Genomic DNA, 17,645 nt, shown 5'->3' on the forward strand with positions numbered 1-17,645 from the left:
TCGGCTGTGTCCGCCGTCACGGCTCGACCACGATCTTGCGGCCCAGGCCCGCCTTGAACCGATCCAGGGCCTCGGGATACCGCTCAAGCGGCAGCCGGTCGCTGATGAAGACCGCGGGGTCGATGACCCCGGAGGCGAACAGCGCGGCGGCGCGCTCGTAGCTGTGCAGCACCGCCATCGAGCCGGTGATGGTGATCTCCTGGTTGTAGATCCGGTACGGCTCGATGACGGCGGTCGTCGCGTAGTCCGCGACCCCGAACTGGAGGAACGTGCCTCCCTTCGCGACCCGGCCGAGCCCGTCCTGGATGGCGCCCGCGTTGCCCGTGGCGTCGACGACGACGTCCCAGCCCCGAACCGTCTCCAACTCCTCGGCCGAGGCCGCCGAGCGCGAGACGCCGAGCTTGACCGCGGTGGTCAGCCGGTCGGGGTTGACGTCCAGCACGTCCACGGAGGCCGCGCCGGTGCGCTTGGCGAGCTCCAGCATCATCAGGCCCATGGTGCCGGAACCGTAGATGAGCACTTCGGCGCCCAGCGTGGACTTCAGCACGTCGTAGCCGCGCACCGCACAGGACAGCGGTTCGATCAGCGCCGCGCTGTTCACGTCGACGTGGTCGGGGAGCTTCACACAGTTCGCCACCGGTGCGACGGCGAACTCGGCGGCTCCGCCGGGCTTGCTGACCCCGATCGCGTTCCAGTTGTCGCACAGGTTGCCGCGACCGCTGCGGCAGTAGTGGCACTCGTGGCAGTGCAGCGACGGATCGACGGCGACCTTGTCGCCGACGGCCAGCTCGGTCACCTCGGAGCCGGTCTCCACGATCTCGCCCGCGAACTCATGACCGGGGATGATCGGCAGCGCGGGCGCGAACTCGCCCTGCAGGATGTGGAGATCGGTGCCGCACAGTCCGCAGGCCTTGACAGCGACGACCACGTCCCGGGGGCCCGGAGTGGGGTCGGGGACGGTCTCGACGGACACCTTGCCGATGGACTCGATGATCGCAGCCCTCATTTGACAGCTCCAAGAGAAAGGCCCTGGACGAGTTTGTCCTGAGCGGCGAAGCCGGCGGCGAGCACCGGCAGGGACACGACGACGGACGCGGCACACAGCTGGGCGAGGAAGAGCCCCTGGCTGGTGACGACGCTCGTCAGGAAGACCGGTGCGGTCTGGGCCGTCACCCCGGTCAGCACCCGGGCGAACAGCAGCTCGTTCCAGCTGAAGATGAAGCAGATCAGCGAGGTGGCCGCGATCCCGGGCGCGGCGACCGGGGCCACCACCCTGGCCAGCACGGTGGGCAGCCGGGCCCCGTCGACCTGGGCGGCCTCGATGATGGAGACCGGCACGTCCGCCAGGAACGACTGCATCATCCACACCGCGATCGGCAGGTTCATCGAGGTGTAGAGGATGACGAGGAACCAGATGTTGTCGAGCATCCCGGTGTTCTTCGCGAACAGGTACACGGGCAGCAGCCCGGCCACCACCGGCAGCATCTTCGTGGACAGGAAGAAGAACATCACGTCCGTCCACTTCTCCACGCGCCGGATGGAGAGCGCGTACGCGGCGGGGAGGGCCAGCACGAGCACGAAGAGCGTGGAGAACACCGACGCGGTCACGGAGTTGATCAGCGGAGGCCAGGGGCTCGCGCCTCCGCCGGCACCGAAGAACACCCGGTAGGCGTCGAGGGTGAGGGGCGCGCCGAGCGATGGCGGGTTGGTCGCCGCGTCGGCCTCCGAGTGGAAGGAGGTGAGCAGCATCCAGAGCGCGGGTGCGCAGAAGATGACGGCGACGGCCCAGGCGAGCAGACCGAGAGCGGTGGAGCGTCGCCTGCCCCTTCTCGTCGCCCCGGCGTGGTGGCGACGGCCGGTCGCGGGGTTGCGCGGAGCGGTCAGGGTGGTCATGCGCGGCCCGCCTCCTCACGGAAGAGGGACGAGACCACGCGCAGGGCGAAGGTCGCGACGACGATGGTGCCGATCACCACGACCACCCCTGCGGCGCTGGCCAGTCCGTATTCGTGAGCCTGGTAGAAGGTCTGATAGATCGTGTAGGGCAGGTTGGCCGTGCCGAGCCCGCCGGCGGTGATGGTGAACACCGCGTCGAAGTTCTGCACGATGTAGATGGAGCCGAGCAGGACGCCGAGCTCCAGGTAGCGGCGCAGATGCGGAAGCGTGAGGTAGCAGAACATCTGCCAGGCGTTCGCACCGTCCAGCCGGGCGGCCTCCATCTGCTCGGCGGACCGGCTCTGCAGCCCGGCGAGCAGGATGAGCATCATGAACGGGGTCCACTGCCAGACGAGAGCCGCCGCGACCGCGGTCAGCGGCATGTCGGAGATCCAGTCGGGCTGGGCGGCGCCGTCGACGCCGAACAGTCCGGTGAACCAGGCCCAGCCCCCGTTCAGCAGGCCGTACTCGGGGTTGTACAGCACGTGCTTCCACATCAGCGCCGCCGAGACGGGCACCAGCAGGAAGGGGGTGATCAGCAGCGTGCGGACGAACCCCCGGCCGAGGAACTTGCGGTCGAGGAGCAGGGCGAGAAGGAGCCCGAGCACGACACTCACGATCACGACACTCGCCGTGAGCAGGACCGTGGTGAGCACCGAGTCCCGCAGGCTCGGATCGCTGAACACCTCACCGTAGTTGGAGAGCGCGCTGAAGCTCCGCTTGTCGGGTGCGAGCGAGTTCCAGTCGAAGAACGAGACCACGAGCGTCGCCACGAACGGAAGCTGGGTCACCGCGATCAGGAAGATCAGGGCGGGCAGCAACGGGGCACGGGTCGCCCAGACACGGGCCCGGCCGGGGACCTTGCGGGTCTTGCGGGGCACGGAGGGGCCGGTCGCGCCGGCCGGGATGAGCTCCGGGGTGGAGACCGATGCACTCACTTCTGCTCCTTGCCGACCTTCTCGGCGAGCGCCTGCGAGGCCTTCAGCGCGTCGTCAACCGACTGGCGGCCGGCGATGGCGGAGCTGATCTCCTGCGAGACCTTGGTGCCCAGGTCGGTGAACTCCGGAATGTCGACGAACTGGATGCCGATGGTCGGCCGGGGCTGGGTGCCCGGGTCACGCGGGTTCGCACCGGCGATGGCCTGCTGGGTGACGCTCGCGAACGCGGAGGCGTCCTTCAGGTAGTCCTTGTTGGCGTACGTCGAGGCGCGCTTGCCCGCGGGCACGTTGGGCCAGCCGATCGTCTTGCCGACGAGGTTCTCGTACTCCTTGCCGGAGGCCCAGGAGATGAACTTCCAGGCGCTGTCGGTCTTCTTGGACGCCTTCTGCATGCCCCAGGCCCAGGTGTAGAGCCAGCCGGAGCTGTCGGTCTTCTCGACCGGCGCGGCGACGTACCCGACCTTGCCCTTGACCGGGGAGCCGGAGGCCTCCAGCGATCCGGCGCCCGCGGTGGCGTCGTACCACATGGCCGTCTTGCCCTGCGTCATGCTGTTCAGGCACTCGGCGTAGCCGGCCTGGGGCGCACCCGCCTCGCCGTGCTCGCGCACCAGGTCGACGTAGAACTGGACGGCCTTCTTGAACTCGGGGGAGTCCAGCTTCGCGTTCCAGTCCTTGTCGAACCAGGTGCCGCCCATCGTGTTGACGACGGTGGTCAGCGGGGCGATGACCTCGCCCCAGCCGGGCAGCCCGCGCAGGCAGATGCCCTTCATCCCGCTCTTCGCACCGTCCGCCTTGGCCGCCAGGTCGGCGACCTGCTGCCAGGTGGGCTTCTCCGGCATCTTCAGCTTCTTCTCGGCGAAGACGTCCTTGCGGTACATCAGGAACGACGACTCGCCGTAGAACGGCTCGGCGTAGAGCTTGCCGTCCTCGGCGGTGAGGGATTCCTGGAGCGGCTTGAGGATGTCGCTCTGGTCGAAGGCCTTGTCCTTGGCCGTGTACTCGTCGAGCGGGTGGAGCCAGCCGTTCTTCGCGTAGAACGGGACCTCGAAGTTGCTGATGGTGGCGACGTCGTACTGCCCGGCCTGGTTGGAGAAGTCCTGGGTGATCTTGTCCCGTACGTCGTTCTCCGGCAGGACCGTGAAGCGGACCTTGATCCCGGTCTCCTTCGTGAAGTTGGCCGCGGTGAGCTTCTGCAACTCGACCATCTGCGGGTTGTTCACCATGAGCACGTTGATCGACTCGCTGTCCCCGGACGAACTGCCGCCGCCCGCGCCGCTGCACCCGGCGAGCAGGACGGTGACGGCGGCGCCCGCGCCCAGACGGACACTCAGCCTGCTTCGACGTTCCTGAAGGTGACGCATGTGGTTCTCCTGATCACTCGTCATCGAGGGATGATTTGTAAGGTGCATGTCACGTGCCCGAGGTGGCCGGACGGGGTGACGGGGGACCGGGGGCCGGGGGACCGGGCACCCGGGCCGAAGACTGCGGGACGAAGACCGCGGCTGCTTCCCGCAGGGCACGCCGCGCGGGCGCGCCGGAGGCCTTCAGACGCGGATGACCTGCGGACCGAGGCGCGAGTAACGCTGAGCCTCGGCCGAGGGCAGGCCCGTGTCCGTGACGATGGACTCGAAGTCGCCGACCTCGGCGAAACGGGAGAAGCTCACGGCCCCGAACTTGGTGTGGATTCCCGCGAAGACCCGGCGGCGGGCACTGCGCATGGCCTGCGCCTTGACCTCGCTGACAGCCGGGTCGGGCGTGGTCAGACCGTATTCACGGGAGATCCCGTTCGCCCCCACATAGGCAAGGTCGATCACGAAGCCGGCGAGCATCCGCGTCGTCCAGTGATCGACGGTCGCCATCGTGGAACCCCGGAGCCTGCCCCCGAGCAGCAGCACGGTGATCTTCTCCGCGTCGGCGAGGGCCGTCGCCACGGCGAGCGACGCGGTGACCACCGTCAGGGGCCGGTCCCTGGGCAGCGCCTCCGCGACGAGCATCGGCGTATACCCCTCGTCGACGAACACCGTCTCCGCATCGCCGAGAAGGTCGGCAGCGGCCGCCGCGATCCGGGACTTCTGCGGGACGAGCCGACTGGTACGCGCCGCGAGCGTCGTCTCGAACCCCGCACTCTCCACCGGATAGGCGCCGCCATGGGTACGGCGTACGAGACCGTGCTCCTCCAGGGTGTGCAGATCACGCCGGACGGTCTCCTTGGCCACCTGAAGCATCCCGGCCAGCGCGGTGACTTCCACCGACCCGTCGCGGCGGGCGATGTTCAGGATCTCTCGTCGGCGCTCATCGGTGTCCACGGCACACTTCCCTGTGTTGCTGCGACTCGGGCCCCGTTCGGGCTCATGAGTCGTTTGTACAAGCAAGGCACCCATGGCGACCAGGCTCTTCACCAGCACGCCTGTGCCCGATCGTGCCCGTTTCACGAAGGCCGAACGGGCTGGTCACGCCGCAGCAACCGCTTGTACCCGCGCGGACCGCCGCCCGATCCACGCGCTGACCCTGCCCGAACGGCGCCCGTACCGGTCGACCGTCTGCCGCCGGAGCCCGAGTTGCTGCCCGCTTTCCCCCGGCCCTCCCGACACACCACCCGCGCCCTGCCGCTCACCGCGGCCGCAGCGGTGCCACCTCCACAGAGAGGTCGTTGTCGAGGGTGTAGTACGGACGCACCGACACCTCACCCAGCGTGGCGACCGGATAGACGAAGACCGTCTTGCGGTCCGCGATGTCGTCCAGCAGCCGGGCCACCCGGATCCGCGCCGCACCGGCGGCCGGGCGAACGAACACGTCCCAGACCACCGGCCCCCCGCCGTCCACCAAGAGGTCCTTGTAGCCGACAGTGAACGAGAAGTCCTGGTCTCCCTCGGCCCGGACGTCGGCCTGCCGTACCGCCGCATCCCGCCCCCGCCGGCTCAGCGCCACCGCCGCGCCGTCCCCCAACCGGGCGCCGAACAGCCGCGCCGCCACGGTCATCGAGTCACCCGCGACGACGATGCGGCCGGCCTCCGCGTGGGTGGCGCGCCGCCAGGCCCGTACAGCGAGCCGGCCGTCCTTGGTGGCATACGGGACCCGGACCGTCACCGGCGCGGCCGACACGTCGCCCCCACCGGACACGAGCGTGCGCAGATCGCGCGGACCGGGCAGCAGCGGCGCGCGATCCGCCCCCGGCGCGCCCACGACGTAGGCATCCCAGCGGCCTTCCTCAAGAGCCGGGTCCGCCTCCAGCACGGCCCGCCACCAGCCCTGCTCCGCAGGCTCCAGATCGAGAGAGCGGCCGGTCACTTCCGGCTTCCCCTTCTTCGGCCGCAGCCGAAGCAGCAGCCGGGGACGTGCCGTGGCGGGCAGCGGCAGCCGGACGCGCACGAGCAGACGCCCTCCCTCCTGCACCGACACTTCCCCCAGGGGCTTCTCGGCCGGCCCGTTCATGCCCTCACCCTCACGGCCACTCATCGTCGCGCCTTCCGTGCGGCCCTCACGACACTGCCGGCCGCGATGAGCATGGTGTCCCTGGCCGCGTACCCGCTGCTCGTCAAGGAACGGTCCGACCCGCCCACCGCCCGCCCGTCGACCCGGGCCGCCACCAGTTCCTCGAACAGCCGCTCGGCCTGCGCCACGACGGGAGCGGGGCCGTAGCGCCGGGAGTTCTCCAGCGCGGTACGCCCCATGCGCCGGCGCCGCTCGTCGTTGCCCACGAGATCCAGCAGAGCGCCGGCCAGCGCGTCCCGGTCTCCGACGGGAACCAGCAGACCGTCCTCCCCGGGGGCGATGATCTCGCCGGGGCCGTACGCACAGTCCGTGCTCACGACAGGCAGCCCGCAGCGCATCGCCTCGACGATGGTCATGCCGAAGGGCTCGAAGTCGGACGTCACCGCCGCGACCGAACCCTTGACCCACTCGGCCTCCATCGGAGTCACCGCGCCCATCAGGAAGACGTTGTTGTACAGCCCGAGCCGGTCGATGAGCGCGCGCAGCCGCTCCTGCTCCTCGCCCCTGCCGTAAATGCGCAATGTCCAGTCCGGATACGCCGCGGCGACCGGGGCGAAGGCCTCGACCAGCAGATCGAACCGCTTCACGGGCGCCAGCCGCCCGGCGGCCACCACGATGCGCCCGCAGCCGTCGGCCGGCGCGAGGGCCGGGGCCGGGACGCTGTTGGGCAGCGCCTGCACACGTACGCCCGGCAGCCGCATCTTGCGCCGGTAGACGGCGGTGTCGGCCTCCGTGACGGGGGTGATCGCGTCCAGACGGGGATAGGCCCGGCGCAGCGCGTTGCGCAGCCGCGGCGGGTGGTGGTCGAGCGTGAGGTGCTCCTGCCCGACCCGCACCGCCCGCGCGGGGGCCTGGAGAGCCAGGTGCACATTGAGGCCGGGCCGGGTGCCCACGACGACGTCGGTGTCGAGCGACGCCAGCGCCTCGCCGATGCGCTCATCGGTGAGCGCGCTGTACTCCCGGTAGCGGTACTCGGACGAGGGGAAGATCTTCGCCGGTGTCAGATGCCGTGGGTCGTCCTTCTCGTGCCGCAGATCCACCAGGGGCCGCAGCCGCACGCGCGGGTCGAGGGCGAAGCTCGGCCGTTCCCGGTTCCGGAGCGCGGAGATGATCTCCACATCGTGCCGATCGGCCAGCGCTCGGGCCAAGTTGAACGTCGTAGTGATCGTCCCTCCGATCCCATATGCATTGTGTAAGAGAAACGAGATCTTCATGCCGTACAGGACGGTCGGCACCTGCGGAAGGTTGCCCGCGCGTGTCCACCGCATCAGTGCGGCCGGTACGGAGCACGTCACCACCGGCCTGCGGTCACGGTGGACCGCGCGCAGCCAGGACTGCGAGGGGTCATGGCCGGCACATCCGTGATGCGCCGGCCCACCCCCACGCGGTCGCACGTGCGGACGCGGACGGCGCGGTGACGTGCTCCGACTGGCGGCGCCGGGTTCCGTGATCAGTGGTGCCGGGCGCCGCCGTCGACATGGACCGTCTCGCCGGTCACTCCTCCCGCACCCAAAAGCCACAGGGCGGTGTCGGCGACGTCTTCGAGCGTCCCGACCCTGCCTACGAGAGAGGCCGCGGCGGCTCTGTCGTACAGGGCACTGCGACGCTCGTGCGGGAGCCGGTCCCAGGTACCGGAGTCGGTGATTCCGGGCGCGATGGCGTTGACGCGCAGCGGCGCGAGCTCGACGGCCAGGTGGGTCACCAGCGCGGCCAGGGCGGCATTCGCAGTGCCTTTGACGACGGTGCCGGGCTTGGGCTGCCAGCCCACGATGCCGGAGAAGAACAGGAACGACCCGCCGGCGGGCATCCGTGGGGCGAAGTGCTTGGCCAGCAGCAGCGGGCCGACGACCTTGGCGGCGAACGCGGCCTGGATCTTGTCGTGTTCCAGCTCGGGCACCGGCACGTCGTGGTGGGCCGACGCGGTGGAGATCACGTGGTCGAAGACGCCGAGCGACTCCGCGGCCCGCGCGATGGTGGTCTCGTCGGTGACGTCGATCTGGACCTCGGGACCAGACCGTGCGGCGACGACGACGTCGGCGCCGGCCTGCCCGGTGCGCCGGACGATCTCGGCGCCGATGCCGCGGGCCCCGCCGACGACCAGGATTCGCTTGTCTTTCAGGTTCTCGCTCATGACCACGACGGTATAGATTTGATACCGGTATCTTCAACGCTACCGAGAGGACCTCATGGGCAAGGCGTACAACGTCATGGCGGCGACGTGCCCGAGTCGCACCGTGCTGCACCGCATCGGCGCGCGCTGGACGGTGTTCGCCGTCAACGCGCTGGAGGACGGGCCGATGCGGTTCACCGAGCTCAAAGCGCACATCCGGGGGATCACCCCCAAGGCCCTCACCGAGACCCTGCGCGCCATGGAGGCCGACGGCCTTGTCTCGCGCACCGACCGGGGCGGCAACCCGCCGCACGTCGAATACGCCCTGACCGGGCTCGGCCGTTCCCTGCTGGTTCCGCTGCGTGCCGTACGGCAGTGGGCCGAAGCGCACGTCCCGGACATCCTCGCTGCGCGCGAGCGAAGTGATGGGGCGTCACCCGGCTCCACCGGGTGACGCGACTCCCGCGACCGGCGCGCCTGCTGCCCGACCGCGGCCGGAGCAGGAGGCCGGGAGTGGCGGACGGCGGAGCCAGGGACGTATTGAGGCGGGCATCTCGGGCCGGGCCGGACTCCCCGCGTTGCCGTATTGGTGCAAGTTGATCTTGTGTTCCTGCTATTAGCGTGCAAGAAATCGCAAGTATGCAAGATCGCGGGTGTTTGTTGCGCAAACATGCGCAACAAGCTGTCCCGCCAGGTGCTGGTCAGGCAGTCTCTGGGGTGTCGGAGCCCCGTCGAGGGCACCTGAACTACGGAGGAGACATCCCGTGGCGATCACCCTGCTGTGCAAGGACCCCGCCAGCCCCAACAACAACAGCCCGACGCTCTACTACGACGACGAGACCGACACCTTCCTGCTGCAGTCCTGGATCGTTCAGGACAAGAGCAGGCTCGAGGCTCTGAACGTGCCGGATCACGAGACCGTGGTCGAGTTCCCGAAGCGGCTCTTCGAGGTGCTTCCGGGGCGGGACGAGGCACTGGCCATGAAGCCCATCGCGCAGAAGTGACGGCACCTCGCTAGGGGAGTATTCGGGTATTCGGAATGATCCCGGCGATCCGGGCGGCATGAGGTTGGCGTCAGGCATGTGCGGCACGCGAGACTGCATACATGTCTTCTTCGTCAGACTTCGAAGCCGCCCGGATCGCGCTCGGTCAGCAATTACGAGGACTGCGCCGAGGCAAGGGCCTGACCGCCCGCGCGTTGGCCACCCTCTGCCATTGGCACGAGTCGAAGGTCAGCAGGATCGAGAACGGCAAGGCACTGCCCTCACCGGCGGACATACGCGCCTGGACCGTGGCCTGCGAAGCCGGCGCGCGCGCCGACGACCTCATCGCCATGGCCTCCAACATCCAGCTGATGTACCAGGAATGGCGCCATCTGGAGCGGGACGGGATGCGCCGCGTCCACGACCAGGTCCAGCCCCTGTGGGATGCGACGCGCACCTTCAAGGGCTACGCACAGTGCCTCGTACCCGGCCCGCTCCAGGTCGAGGGGTACACCGCCGCCGTGCTGCGCGGGGTCCAGCGCCGTCGGGCCATACCCGACGACGTCGACGACGTGCTGCGCGTGCGGTCCGAACGCCAGCGGATCCTGCGGGAGAAGGGCCGCAGCTTCACCATCGTGCTGGAGGAGGCCGCGCTCTACTACCGGCTCGCCGACCGGCAGGTCATGACCAGCCAGCTCAGCCGCCTGTTCGTCGTCTCCGCCATGCCGACGGTGCGGCTCGGGATCATCCCCCGCTCGGCCGACCGGTCCGAGACCTGGCCGGTCGAGGACTTCTGGATCTTCGACGACCGAGAAGTCCAGGTCGAGACCGTCTCGGCGTTCATCGACATCAAGCAGCGAGCCCAACTCAGCCAGTACCAGGAGGCATTCACTCGGCTGATGCAGCAGGCGGTGTTCGGCTCCGAGGCCTACCCCCTGATCGCAGAGGCCCTGCAATCCATGTAGACGCGTGCGGTCGCCGCCCCTTCCCGCCGTTCGGAGGACCGAAGACACGGCGATTCGGAGGGGCGCGCACGCAAGAACAACCGACCGAAGAGTGGCAGAACGCGAGGGGGCGGGTGGCGTGCGCCGGCACAAGAATGATCCCCAGGAGCATGTGATCGAGGCAGTGGAGTTGCGGCGCGGCGAACGCCTCTACTCCGGGCCGATGGGTGCGATCACCGCCGGACTGGCCTGTGTGGGTGTGCTCTTGGGATTCCTGTGGTTACCAGTGGGACACGAGGGGCGCACGGCTCCCGAGGCCGTCCGCTCGGGTTCTGCACAGCGCGACGCCCAGACGCGCAGCCGTGAGTTCCTGCGGACCTGGCGCGCCTACCGGCCGTCCTCCGAGGTGCTGGTGCGCTCTGGTGTCGTGGCGCGGGGTGCGCCTGCCCAGGTGAAGGTTGGCGGGACCGCCCGAACGGGCAATCGTGTGGCTTTCATGTGCCGGGGCCCGGGGCATGTCCGGCTCAGCCAGAAGCCGATCGGGGGCCCGGGCCAGGCATCCCCGGTAGCCCTCGGGGACTCCGCATTGCGATGCGAAGGCGCCCTCGTGGACTTCGAGCCCAACGGCCCCGTAATGATCACGCTGGCGCCGACCGACAGCCGGGCCGACCTCTTCTGGATAGTGGCGTACAAGCGGGGGGAGGCGGACAGCGGTACGCGATAGAGCACCGAGGCGCCACGTTACGGTCGGCGCGTCGTCATCACGTGCTGAGCCGCCAGCCGCCGGCCTTGTCCTGCTGCTGCCAGAAGGCGGCGAACCGGCCGCCGGCGGCGAGCAGTTCGTCGACCGGCCCGTCCTCAAGGATGCGGCCGTCCTCCAGGAAGACGACGCGGTCGGCGGTGCGGATGCTGCTCAGCCGGTGGGCGACGATCACTCTGGTGCGGGGGATCGGGTCGTTCGTCAGGGCGGCTGTGACAGCGGCTTCGTTCTCGTTGTCCAGGGCGCTGGTGGCCTCGTCGATCAGGAGTACCGGGGCGGGCTTGAGAAGCGCGCGGGCGATGGAGACACGCTGGCGTTCGCCGCCCGAGAGCGTGGTGCCGGCCTCACCGACCCTGCCGGCCCATCCGTCGGGCAGGCGCTGCACAAGGGTGTCGACGCGGGCGAGACGCGCCGCGCGGTCCACCGCGTCGTCGTCCGCCCCCGGATGGCCGGCCAGGATGTTGTCGCGGACGGTTCCGTCGAACAGATACGGGTCCTGGAACACGACACTGACGAGTGCGCGGCGGGATGGGGCATCCAGTGCCGCGCTGTCGGTACCGTCGATGAGAACGCTGCCGGAGGCGGGCTGGTGGAGACCCGCGACAAGCGCCAGAACGGTGCTCTTGCCGGACCCCGAAGGGCCGACGATCGCGGTCGTCGTACCGGGTTCGAGTACCAGGTCGAAACCGTCGAGCACCGGTGCGCTGCCCGGGCCCTCGTCGCCGTCGCCGTCGGCGTAGCCGAACGTGACCTCGCGCAGTTCGATCCTCGGGGCCGAGGCCGTATCGGCGCGGAGGGTGCCGGCGGCGCGAGTGGGTGCGTCGAGGACGGCGCGGATGCGGCGCAGCGTACCGAGGCTGCTCTCGACCCCCGGGGACAGCTCCGCGACGGTGGTGAACGGTTCGAGGTAGCGGACGACGACCACGGTCAGCGCGATCGCCTCGGGTGCGGTGAGGGTGCCGTTGACGGTGAGGGCGACCGCGGTCCCGGCGAGGAGAAGCAGGGCGAGCTGACTGGCCAGGCCGAAGACGACCTGCCCGGGGACCTGGAGCAGCAGCAGCCGTGTCGAGGCGCCGTGCTGCGAGGCGAGCGCGGCCCCGGCGTGGCTGCGGGCGGGCTCGACGCGGCGGGCAGCCCGCAGCGCCTGCTGGGTGCGGGCGAACTCCATGATGCGTTCGGTCAGCGCGCTGTTGGCCTCGGAAGCCGCCCGGTCGGCATCACGCCCCAGCCGCCCGGAGGCCCAGAACGCGCCGAGGAGCACGGGTACGCCCGCCAGTGCCGCCAGACCGAGCTGCCAGGAGACCGGCAGGAGCGCCAGGGCGATCGCGACGGGAAGCAGTACACCGCTCAGCAGCGGCGTGACGAGATAGATGACCAGCCCGACCAAATCGGGTCCGGTGGCGGCGACGGCCTGCCGGCCGGTGGCGAGGTTCCCGGCGGTGAACCAGGTCGGACGGATGTCGGTGAGGCGGTCCGCGACGGTCCGCTGGCCCGTGTCGAGCAGCCCGAAACCCAGGGCGAACCCCCGTCGTGCCGCTGCGGCGTCGACGGCCCAGCCCGTTGCCGTGACGCAGGCCAGTGCCCCCAGCCATGGCCACGCCGTGGCCGGCTCGTCGCCGAACAGAGCGGCGACCATGGGAATGAGGAGGACCGCGCCGACCGCCCGCAGGACGACGCCCGCGGCGGTCAGCGCCAGGTGCACGGTGATCGCCCGTCGGCTGCCGGGGGGAAGCAGGGCCAGCAGGGTACGGATCATCGGTGGGCTCCCGTCGTGTCGGCGCCGGCCGCGGCGGCATCCCAGAGCTGCCGGTACCGGCCGTCGAGGGCAAGCAGTTGGGTATGGGTGCCGGTCTGCGCGATCCGCCCGTGATCGAGGACCACGATCCGGTCCACACCGGTGATCGTGTGCAGGCGGTGCGCGATGACCAGCACGGTGCGCCCGGCCGTCAGCCGGGTCAGCGCCTGCTGCACGAGGTGTTCGGACTCGGGGTCGGCGAAGGCCGTGGCCTCGTCGAGTACGAGTACCGGGGTGTCGGCGAGGATCGCCCGGGCGATCGTGAGCCGCTGCCGCTCGCCGCCGGAGAGAGCGGCGTCGGGGCCGAGGACGGTGTCGTAGCCCTCGGGCATCCGCATGATCCGCTCATGGATCCGAGCCGCGCGGGCGGCCTCCCGGATGCGCTCCTCCGAAGCGTCGGGAACGGCCAGGGCGATGTTGTCGCGGACTGTTCCGTGGACCAGTTGTGTCTGCTGGAACACGAAGCCGACCCGGGCGTAGAGCTCGTCCGGGGTCAGCTCGCGCACATCCCGGCCCCCTGCCCGGATCGCGCCGTCGGTGACGTCGTGGAAGCGGGCCAGCAGCGCGGCGAGGGTGGACTTGCCCGAGCCGGAGGCGCCGACCAGCGCTGTCACGGTTCCCGGTTCGAGGGTGAACGAGATGTCCTCCAGGACGGGGACACCGGGACGGTAGGCGAAGCCGACCCGCTCGAACTCGACCTTCCCCGCCGGCACCTCCCGTGCCTCCCCGCCCGCAGCCGTCTCCAGTTCGGGTTCGTCGAGGGTCACTTGGATACGGCGGGCCGCCAGCAGCCCCGTACGCAGACCGGAGAGGCCGTACCCGATCCCCATCAGGTGCGCGCCGAATGTCGTACCCAGCAGCAGGAACGGCAGCAAGGAGACCGGATCCATCCGTCCGGTGGTGACGAGAAGCGTGCCGAGCGCGCAGATGAGCAGCAGGAACGTCGCGGGCCGGGTGACCAGATCGATGAACGTCTTCTGCCCGCAGAACGGCCGCTGCCAGCTGTCGAGGAACCTGATGTACTCGCCGAGTCGGGTACGGAAGACGGAGGACGCCGCACCGCCGAACACCCGGATGACCGGCTGACCCTCCAGGTAGGCGCCGGCCTCGGCGTTCATACGCTCCTCCCAGCGCGTCGCCTCCGTGATGAGCGGGCCGGACTGCACCACCATGATCGCCATCGCCACGATGTACACGAACACGGGGAGAAGCAGCAGCAGGGCGATCCGCCAGTCGACGACGAACAGATAGACCAGCACCGAGACCGGGCCCACCACGGCCGCGACCGCGTCGGGGACCGCGTGGGTGACGAGATAGTGCAGCGCGAGCGTGTCGTCCTGCACGATCTGCTTGACCCGCCCCGACCCCCGGCTGTCGAACCAGCCCAGCGGCAGCCGGGCGAGCTTGGCCAGCAGCCGCTGCCGCAGGTTCCGCGCGAACCGGGCGTCGACCCAGTGCAGCCACAGCAGCAGACCGGACGCCAGCAGCACACCGGCCCCCATCAGACCGACCGCCCAGGCACCCAGGGCCCACAGCCGCCCCGAACCCTCTCCCGACGCCAGCCGCCGGCCCAGTTCCGCCATCAGTACGAACGGAGCCAGCTGGACGAGGGTGACGAGCGCCTGGGCGACCCCGGCGACGATCAGCGTGGGGCGCAGCGGACTGATGAGCCGTCCGCCGGCCTGCGCCCGCCAGGAGCCCCGGCGCGGCTCCCGCCCGTCCGCGTCCGCCCCGGTGTCCGCACCGGCGTCCGGGGCGGGCTCCGCCGGCGCACCGGAGGGCACCGGCTCCTCAACGGCCTTGCGCCGGTTCGAACCGAAGGCCCGCCCGTAGTACCAGTACGCCTGCGCGTGCATCTCGCTGCGGGGAAAACCGAACTCCTCGCGCAGCCGCGCACGCAGGTGCTTGAGCGAACCGGATTCCGGTGTGACCCACGCATACCAGTCCGACCAGTCCCGGGCCGGTATCGCGGCGGCGAGCGACGCCTCCCCGTGCCGCGCCACCCAGTGGACGTTCGTCCGGGGACGGGCGACAAGGGGGATGAGACGGTCCGTCTCCCGGTGCTCCTCCAGATAGAGCTCCACCGGCACCTCTGCGGGCAGGACATCGAGGATGCCGTTGATCGCCGGTATGGATGCGGCGTCACCGACCAGCAGGTACCCGGCAGGCAGTTCGGAGGGCAGGTCGAACTGCGAGGAACCCAGCGAAGTGACCCGGACGCTCGTCCCGGACACGGCCCGCCGCGCCCACATGGACGCCGGACCGGCGGGATCGTGGAGCACGAAGTCCACCGCGAACGACCCGGTTGCGGGGTCCGCCTCGGACAGGGTGTACCCGCGCTGATGCTCGACCTCGGGATCGTCCGGGTCCGGCATCCAGAACCGAAGATGCGCCGCCGGAGCCACCACCACGTCCCGCAGCAGAGTGGGAGAGGCCATCCGGACCCGCAGGAAGTCCGGGGCCAGGAGCTCCGTACCGGTGACCGTCGCCTCGTGGTCGCGCGCACCGTAGGCGCGCATGATCACCCCGTTGATGCCACGTCTGGCCATCACTGTCCCTCTCCGGCGGCACGCAGCGCCGCCCTGATCTCGTCCACCGGCCGGCCGGGGGGCGCCGCTTCCACGAATCCGCGGATCGCGGCACCCAGCCACAACCGGACGTACTCATCGGCGTCGATCGTCGGCAGGGCGCGCTGCGCCTCACCGAGGCGGGCGTCGCTCCGAAGGGCTTCCTCGACGTCCTGCCGCTGTGCGTCGAGCCCCTCGACCCTCTCGAACTGGGCTTCCTCCGTGGCCGCGTACCCGATGGCCACGGACGCGACGGCGGCCGAGAGCACGATGCCCGCCTCCGTGGAGTACCCGCGCCGCACAAGCGACTCCGCCGCCGTCGCGAGCAGCCGCCGGCCCCCCTCGCCTCGCGGGAACAAGGTCTGCACATAGCGCGTCAGGCCAGGGTGACGCAGCAGGAAGGCCCGCAACTGGAGCGCGGTGGAGAGCAGATGGGGGACGGGCCCGTCGCCCGGCGCGTCCCGGAGGTCGAGTTCGGCCAGCAGGCTCTCACCCACCAGCCGTTCGAGCCCCCACCGCCCGTCCACGTGGCGGTACAGCGCCGTCGACGACACGCCGAGACGGGCCGCCACGGCGTTCATGCTCAGGTTCCGCAGCCCGAGTTCCCGCCCGGCCCGGACGATGTCAGCCGACTCGATCTGACGTGGCCGCCCCCCGGTCCGCACCACTCCGGCCTCCCCGCACAATAGTTACCCCTACCAACTAAGGTTACCCTAAGGTGAAGTGGGCGTGCAGGGCAACCCCACGCGGCGGCCGGGCTGGGTACGTCAGCTGAGTAGTTCTACTCATGCCCCGGCCCGGACTCCTGGACGAAGATCGAACCAATGCCGCGGTCAAGCGAACACAGCGCAGGCCACGGCGCATCGACCTGCTCAAGGGAGTCCGATCATGTCCAAGCGCGTCATCGCCATGTCACTCGCGGGTACGGCTGTGCTGGGAGCGGCCGGCGCCGTCGCCTTCGCGGCCCAGGCCTCCGAGGCGAAGCCCCAGGTGCGGGACGGCGAGGCCGCGTACGTCGCCCCGCACGGCACCCGCGACGGCTCGCTGACCTTCACCGTCCGCGTGTCGGACGACTCGGGCGTACGCGGCGTCAAGGTACTGGCGTGGCCCGGGACCCTGAAGCCGGCTCCGACGGCGAAGGAGATGAAGGACGTCGAGTCCGCCACGTGCACGGCGGCCGGGGACGGGGCCGCCCGGTGCACCTACACGGTGAGGGTCACCGAGGCGGACGCGGTACCGGCCGGCGCCTGGCACGTGGCGGTCCTGGCGACCGCGAAGGACGGCGACACGGCATTCGTGCCCCGCGCGGCAGACTTCACGGCCCGCCGTTGAGCCGGATGGCTGTGGGGGCGGGCGCCTGCCTGTGGCGCGGTGCGGGGGTGAGTGCACTCAGGGCGGGTGCCCGCCTTGTGGGGTGGGGTCAGGGGGGTTGAGGCTGCGTAGCAGTCGTCCGGTGCGGTCCCAGCGGGCCGGGCCGTGGCGGGTCATGGTGAGGGTGCCGGTCGAGGGCCCCGCACGGCGGTCAGGCGTCAGGGTCGACTTCGGGGTGCGTGAATCGCACGGGCTTGCCCAACGAGCGGGCGTAGGCGATCTCGGCTCGGGTGCTGTCTCCGATGTAGTCGCCGACTACGAGCGCTCGTCAGCGAGCCGGATCTTCGCGCGGTGCAGATCGTCGAGTCGGTCCTTCAGCGCCTCGGCCTCGGCAGGATCGGACCAGAATTCGTGCGGCGACTTCATGTCGCAGCCCGGTTTGACGACAATCCTTCCGGCTTTGGTCTCCCGCAGATCGGCCTTGTTCATCTCGGTCATGAACCGGGTCGAGCCGCAGATCACGACGATACGCGGGAGGCCCAACAGCTTCTTCGCGTGGGCGAGCCTCTCCTCAGGGGTGAGCGGCTGCGGGTATGACACCGGTTCCTCCTGGTGGTGTGGTCCAAGGGGCTCCTGCCGAGACGAGAACAGTATGAGGCCCCGGGGCATCGGGCCTCGGTACACACATTGGCCACTGGGTTCAACGACCGCCCCGCGCAACTGGTGTTAACCGATGCCGAAGGCATCCGCCGGTGGGCGAGCCCGGCCAGATCCTGCTCAACGTCGGCCTCGCCGCAGGAGTGCCCATGCCGT

15 protein-coding genes and 1 pseudogene are annotated in these 17,645 nt (G+C 70.1%); 4 read left to right on the forward strand and 12 right to left on the reverse strand.

Annotated features, from left to right (window positions below; all coding sequences use genetic code 11):
- Positions 1 to 16: 16 nt before the first annotated feature.
- The 8 genes from RLT58_RS34615 to RLT58_RS34650 form a co-directional block, all read right to left on the reverse strand.
- Positions 17 to 1,006 carry a zinc-dependent alcohol dehydrogenase family protein gene (locus RLT58_RS34615; RefSeq protein ID WP_311314317.1) on the reverse strand — a complete coding sequence of 330 codons (990 nt, stop codon included), beginning with the start codon at positions 1,004 to 1,006 and terminating at the stop codon, positions 17 to 19.
- Positions 1,003 to 1,893: a carbohydrate ABC transporter permease gene (locus RLT58_RS34620; RefSeq protein WP_311314318.1), complete on the reverse strand. Its 891-nt coding sequence runs from the start codon at positions 1,891 to 1,893 to the stop codon at positions 1,003 to 1,005. Before RLT58_RS34620 ends, RLT58_RS34615 begins: the two co-directional genes overlap by 4 nt.
- On the reverse strand, positions 1,890 to 2,813 hold the full coding sequence (locus RLT58_RS34625) for a carbohydrate ABC transporter permease (RefSeq protein ID WP_311314745.1): 924 nt from the start codon (positions 2,811 to 2,813) through the stop codon (positions 1,890 to 1,892). The genes RLT58_RS34620 and RLT58_RS34625 overlap by 4 nt, the downstream gene beginning before the upstream one ends.
- Positions 2,814 to 2,866: 53 nt before the next feature.
- Positions 2,867 to 4,231: an ABC transporter substrate-binding protein gene (locus RLT58_RS34630; protein ID WP_311314319.1), complete on the reverse strand. Its 1,365-nt coding sequence runs from the start codon at positions 4,229 to 4,231 to the stop codon at positions 2,867 to 2,869.
- Positions 4,232 to 4,414: 183 nt separating this feature from the next.
- Positions 4,415 to 5,176, reverse strand: coding sequence for a DeoR/GlpR family DNA-binding transcription regulator (locus tag RLT58_RS34635; RefSeq protein ID WP_311314320.1), 762 nt, complete (start codon positions 5,174 to 5,176; stop codon positions 4,415 to 4,417).
- Positions 5,177 to 5,480: 304 nt separating this feature from the next.
- A complete protein-coding gene (locus tag RLT58_RS34640; RefSeq protein ID WP_311314321.1) occupies positions 5,481 to 6,326 on the reverse strand; it encodes a hypothetical protein in 846 nt (281 codons plus the stop codon).
- Complete coding sequence (locus tag RLT58_RS34645) at positions 6,323 to 7,576, reverse strand: glycosyltransferase family 4 protein (RefSeq protein WP_311314746.1); 1,254 nt, start codon at positions 7,574 to 7,576, stop codon at positions 6,323 to 6,325. The genes RLT58_RS34640 and RLT58_RS34645 overlap by 4 nt, the downstream gene beginning before the upstream one ends.
- A gap of 236 nt (positions 7,577 to 7,812) precedes the next feature.
- Positions 7,813 to 8,493 carry an SDR family oxidoreductase gene (locus tag RLT58_RS34650; protein WP_311314322.1) on the reverse strand — a complete coding sequence of 227 codons (681 nt, stop codon included), beginning with the start codon at positions 8,491 to 8,493 and terminating at the stop codon, positions 7,813 to 7,815.
- A 55-nt stretch (positions 8,494 to 8,548) separates the two neighbouring features.
- Here RLT58_RS34650 and RLT58_RS34655 point away from each other — a divergent pair, with 55 nt between their 5' ends.
- From RLT58_RS34655 to RLT58_RS34665, 3 genes are all read left to right on the forward strand, one after another.
- A complete protein-coding gene (locus RLT58_RS34655) occupies positions 8,549 to 8,926 on the forward strand; it encodes a winged helix-turn-helix transcriptional regulator (protein ID WP_311314323.1) in 378 nt (125 codons plus the stop codon).
- Positions 8,927 to 9,236: 310 nt separating this feature from the next.
- Entirely contained in the window at positions 9,237 to 9,476 is a 240-nt protein-coding gene (locus RLT58_RS34660) for a hypothetical protein (RefSeq protein WP_311314324.1), read from the forward strand.
- Positions 9,477 to 9,577: 101 nt separating this feature from the next.
- Entirely contained in the window at positions 9,578 to 10,420 is an 843-nt protein-coding gene (locus RLT58_RS34665; RefSeq protein ID WP_311314325.1) for a helix-turn-helix domain-containing protein, read from the forward strand.
- A gap of 740 nt (positions 10,421 to 11,160) precedes the next feature.
- Here RLT58_RS34665 and RLT58_RS34670 read toward each other — a convergent pair.
- From RLT58_RS34670 to RLT58_RS34680, 3 genes are read right to left on the reverse strand one after another with little or no spacing between them, the layout of a single operon-like run.
- Positions 11,161 to 12,915, reverse strand: a complete 1,755-nt coding sequence (locus tag RLT58_RS34670) for an ABC transporter ATP-binding protein (protein WP_311314326.1) — start codon at positions 12,913 to 12,915, stop codon at positions 11,161 to 11,163.
- Positions 12,912 to 15,503 carry an ABC transporter ATP-binding protein/permease gene (locus RLT58_RS34675; protein WP_311314327.1) on the reverse strand — a complete coding sequence of 864 codons (2,592 nt, stop codon included), beginning with the start codon at positions 15,501 to 15,503 and terminating at the stop codon, positions 12,912 to 12,914. Before RLT58_RS34675 ends, RLT58_RS34670 begins: the two co-directional genes overlap by 4 nt.
- On the reverse strand, positions 15,503 to 16,102 hold the full coding sequence (locus RLT58_RS34680) for a hypothetical protein (protein ID WP_311314328.1): 600 nt from the start codon (positions 16,100 to 16,102) through the stop codon (positions 15,503 to 15,505). The genes RLT58_RS34675 and RLT58_RS34680 overlap by 1 nt, the downstream gene beginning before the upstream one ends.
- 307 nt (positions 16,103 to 16,409) lie before the next feature.
- On the opposite strand from RLT58_RS34680, the gene RLT58_RS34685 reads away from it, so the two are divergent.
- Positions 16,410 to 16,853 (forward strand): DUF5707 domain-containing protein, encoded by a 444-nt coding sequence (locus RLT58_RS34685; protein WP_311314329.1) that lies wholly within the window; start codon positions 16,410 to 16,412, stop codon positions 16,851 to 16,853.
- 190 nt (positions 16,854 to 17,043) lie between these two features.
- Here RLT58_RS34685 and RLT58_RS34690 read toward each other — a convergent pair.
- Positions 17,044 to 17,432 (reverse strand): annotated as a pseudogene (locus tag RLT58_RS34690) (hypothetical protein).
- Positions 17,433 to 17,645 lie beyond the last annotated feature (213 nt).

The organism is Streptomyces sp. ITFR-16, from assembly GCF_031844705.1.
Classification (GTDB): Bacteria; Actinomycetota; Actinomycetes; order Streptomycetales; family Streptomycetaceae; genus Streptomyces.